We start from the raw sequence: 3,919 nt of genomic DNA, 5'->3' as shown, positions 1-3,919 counted from the left end.
CCTGCTTCACCCACACCGCTTTGGGGGGGCCCCCGCCGTGGTCCCCGGGGGGTTTAAGGGGCGGTTAGGGGGCTGCGGCGCGGGCCCGATCGGCCGGCACGGCAGCCGCTATCCGACCAGCGCGGACAGCCGGTCCTGTTCTTGCAGGACTCGCGAAGCCAGGCTCACGGTCTGCGGCTCCTTGCCGGACGACTTCTCGCCGAGCGCCAAACGTTTTTTCTGATCCAGGTGATCACGCAGGCACTTTTTGAAGTAGTGGTCGAAGTCCGCATCGCGCAAAGCGCCGGCCTGCGTGACCTGGTTCGGCGAAACCATCCCCGGCATCTCCATCCCCTTGTGGGGGTTCTCCGCCGGGAGACCTGCCTGATCGTGCAGCCGCCGCAGTTCCAGCAGCTCCGACTTCGTCGAGTCATCGGCTTTTTCGCCGAGGTCGCGGACAGTCGCGGTTCCGGTGCGGCTGCCGACGAGGGCGAGCAGCGGAACAAGCTGCTCGTCCATGGCCATGGTGACCTCGATCCACGCGCGGTCCGTAGTGGTGTACGACGACGCCGCGACAGGGGCGGACGAATTTTCGGACTGACCGGCGGCGCAGCCGCCGGCGAATAGCATGCCCACGATGCCCAATCCGAGACAAATGCGCATGGATGAATTACATGCCATTCGCTCCGGCGATGTCAACTGGCCGGGAACGGCACTCAAGGGCGATTTCGGTGCTCGGCGATCAGGTCGGCGTAGAACTGGCCGCTGGCTTTGACGGTCCGGAGCTGTGTGCCGTAGTCGACCCGGACGAGGCCGAACCGCTTGTCGAGGCCGTTGTCCCACTCGAAGTTGTCCAGCAGGGACCAGGCGAAGTAGCCCTTGACCGGGGCGCCCGCCTCGGCGGCCGACGCGACCGCCGTGAGGTGTTCCTCGAAGTAGGCGATGCGGTCGTCGTCCTGGACGGAGCCGTCCTCGGCGACCTTGTCGTCGAACGCGGCACCGTTCTCGGTGATGTAGATGGCCTCCGCGCCGTAGTCGTCGTGCAGCCGGTGAATCAGGTCGGCCAGCCCCGGACCGTGGATTTCCCAGCCCATGGCGGTGGTACCCGCGCCCTCCGCCGGCACCTGCCTGGCGAAGGGCGCGGGGCCGGTGGGATCGTCCTCGACGATCTGGCGGAAGTAGTAGTTCAAGCCGTGGTAGTCCGTGGGCGCCGCGATGACGTCGAGGTCGTTGCCGAGCACGGGCGGTTCGACACCGTAGACCTCGAGCATGTCGGCCGGATAACCGCGCCCGTTGGCCGGGTCGAGCCACCACCGGTTGACGTGCCCGTCCATCCGCTTCGCCGCGGCGACGTCCTCGTCGCGGTCCGAGGCGGGTTCGATCCCCGACAGGTTGCAGACGAGGCCGATGTTCGCCGGGCGAGCGGCGTGCGCCCGGATTGCTTGCACACCGAGCCCGTGAGCCAGCAGCAGGTGGTGCGAGGCGGGCACGGCCTGCTCCAGATCCTTGACACCGGGGGCGAACCGGCCCTCGAGGTACCCGAGCCAGGCGGCACACAGCGGTTCGTTGACGGTGCTCCAGTCCCGCACCCGGTCGCCGAGCCGGGCGGCGACGACCGCGGCGTACTCCGCGTAGGCGTAGGCGGTGTCCCGCTCGGGCCACCCGCCCGCGGCCTGCAGCGCCGAAGGCAGATCCCAGTGGTACAGGGTGACGAACGGGCGGATCCCGGCTTCGCACAAGGCGTCGACGAAGCGGTCGTAGTGGTCGAGGCCCCGGGGGTTCACCTCACCGCGGCCGGTGGGGATCACCCGTGGCCAGGCGATGGAGAAGCGGTAGGCGTCCAACCCCAGCTGCTTCATGATCGCCAGGTCCTCGGGCCAGCGCCGGTAGTGGTCGCACACGACGTCACCGGTGTCGCCGTTGTCGATGGCACCGGGTACCCGGCAGAAATCGTCCCAGATGGACGGCAGGCGGCCGTCGACGTCGACGGCGCCCTCGATCTGGTACGCGGCGGTGGCCGCACCCCACACGAAATCCGCGGGCAAAGAGAGCTTCAAGGCAAACCTCATTCAGGGAGGGCGTGGGTGGGCTACTTGACGGCGCCGGCGGTGAGTCCGGACACCAGGTAGCGCTGGAAGAGGAGGAAGCCGGCGACGATGGGAACCGAGACGATCAGGCTCGCGGCCATGACCTGGTTCCAGTACACCTGCACCTGGGTCGAGTACTCCTGGAGGCCGACGGCGAGCGTCCTGGTGTCCGAGTCCGTCATGACGGAAGCGAACAGCACCTCGCCCCAGGCCGTCATGAAGGAGTAGATCGACACGGCGACGATGCCGGGAACCGCGGCGGGGATGACGACGCGGATGAGCGCGCCCACCGGCCCGTTGCCGTCGACCATCGCGGCTTCGTCGAGCTCCTTCGGGATGGAGTCGAAGTAGCCCGCGAGCATCCAGATCGCGAACGGCAGGGAGAAGGTCAGATAGGTCAGCGTCAGGCCGAGGCGAGAACCGTACAGGACGATACCGGTGGTGTTGCCGATGCTGACGAAGATCAGGAACAGCGGCAGCAGGAAGAGGATGCCGGGAAACATTTGGGTCGACAGGACGGTCATGGCGAAGAAGTTCCGGCCGCGGAACTTGTACCGGTTGATGGCGTAGGCCGCGAAGATCGCGATCAGCACCGAGCAGACGGTGGCCGCGCCGGAGATGACCAAGCTGTTCAGGAAGTACTTGGCGAGCGGGATGGTCTCCCAGATGTCGAGGAACGGCTGGATCGTCACCGTCGTCGGAATCCACTGCCACACCCCCTGGACGTCCCCGAGGGGCTTCAGCGACGTGGACACCATCACGTACAGCGGCAGCAGGGTGAACAGCGCGAGGAAGCCGAGGACGACGCGGCGGGCCCAGGGGACCCAACGGGGCTCAGACACTGGCCGTCCTCCTCCGGCGGGCGGTCAACGCGAGGTACGCGGCGCTGACCAGCATCAAGAACAGCAGCAACAGCACCGACATGGCGGAGCCGAGACCGAAGTTCCATGTCACGAACGAACTCTGGTAGATGTGGATGGAGATCAGCGACGCTTCGCGGGGGGCGGACTTCCCGAACAGGACGTACGGCGTGTTGAAGTCGTTGAACGTCCACAGGAACAGCACGAGCAGCAGCACTTGGTTGACCGGCCGCAGCATGGGCTGCGTGATCGCCCGGAACTGGGTCCACCAGCCGGCACCGTCGATCGAGGCCGCTTCGTACAGCTCCCCCGGGATGTTCTGCAGCCCCGCCATGACGATGAGGAACGCGAACGGCCAGTTCCGCCACACCGACACGGTGAGCAGCGACCAGAAGCTGTTGTCCCCGATCAGCCAGAACGAGTGGGTGCCGAGCAGGCTGTTCACCAGGCCGGTGTCGCGTTGGAACATGAACGACCAGGTGATGACGGCGGCGTACATCGGCAGCGCGTACGGAACGAGGAACAACGTCCGCAGCAGCCCACGCCCGCGGAAGCTGCGCTGCATCAGAACCGCGGCGGACGTGCCGAAGAGCCAGCAGAACCCCACCGACAGCACCGTGTACTCGACGGTGATCACGAACGAGTGCGCCAGCGCCTTGCCCGTGGCGGTGTCGAAGTCGAGGACGAACTTGTAGTTGTCGAGCCCGGCCCCCGGGGCCGCCGACCAGTTCCGGATGTAGTACTGGGTCAGCTTGACGAAGCTCATCACGACGCCGACGAGCATCGGGACGACGTGGATGAGCAGTTCGAGCAACAGAGCGGGTAGCAGCAGGAGGTACGGGAGGGCCGGCCGGCGGCGGGTGCGCCGCGGGCTTCCGGGCCGGGGGGGGGGGGGGGGGGCCCCCCGCGCCCCCCCCCCCCCCCCCCGCCGCCGGCGGCTAAGCGAGCCAAGCTGAGAAAAACACGAAAAATACTTCAAGGTCTAGGAGGTTG

4 protein-coding genes are annotated in these 3,919 nt (G+C 67.1%); all 4 read right to left on the bottom strand.

Annotated elements, in window-relative coordinates:
* Positions 1–108: 108 nt before the first annotated feature.
* The 4 genes from ABZX11_RS48070 to ABZX11_RS48055 are packed head-to-tail and all read right to left on the bottom strand — an operon-like array spanning position 109 to position 3,740.
* The gene (locus tag ABZX11_RS48070; RefSeq protein WP_354925888.1) at positions 109–642 is read right to left on the bottom strand and encodes a DUF305 domain-containing protein; all 534 of its coding nucleotides are present in this window, start codon (positions 640–642) and stop codon (positions 109–111) included.
* Positions 643–695: 53 nt separating this feature from the next.
* Positions 696–2,036: a GH1 family beta-glucosidase gene (locus ABZX11_RS48065; protein WP_354925885.1), complete on the bottom strand. Its 1,341-nt coding sequence runs from the start codon at positions 2,034–2,036 to the stop codon at positions 696–698.
* 32 nt (positions 2,037–2,068) lie between these two features.
* Positions 2,069–2,908 (bottom strand): carbohydrate ABC transporter permease, encoded by an 840-nt coding sequence (locus tag ABZX11_RS48060; RefSeq protein ID WP_310971707.1) that lies wholly within the window; start codon positions 2,906–2,908, stop codon positions 2,069–2,071.
* Positions 2,901–3,740: a sugar ABC transporter permease gene (locus tag ABZX11_RS48055; protein ID WP_354925881.1), complete on the bottom strand. Its 840-nt coding sequence runs from the start codon at positions 3,738–3,740 to the stop codon at positions 2,901–2,903. Before ABZX11_RS48055 ends, ABZX11_RS48060 begins: the two co-directional genes overlap by 8 nt.
* Between the last annotated feature and the right edge of the window lie 179 nt (positions 3,741–3,919).

The organism is Amycolatopsis sp. NPDC004169, assembly GCF_040610315.1.
In the GTDB taxonomy this organism is placed as follows: Bacteria; Actinomycetota; Actinomycetes; order Mycobacteriales; family Pseudonocardiaceae; genus Amycolatopsis.
This window is presented reverse-complemented; position numbering and strand designations above follow the sequence as displayed.

What these genes read in the sequence shown, in the direction of transcription:
- ABZX11_RS48070 (WP_354925888.1), bottom strand. Translation starts at nt 642, where the DNA reads ATGCGCATTTGTCTCGGATTGGGCATCGTGGGCATGCTATTCGCCGGC.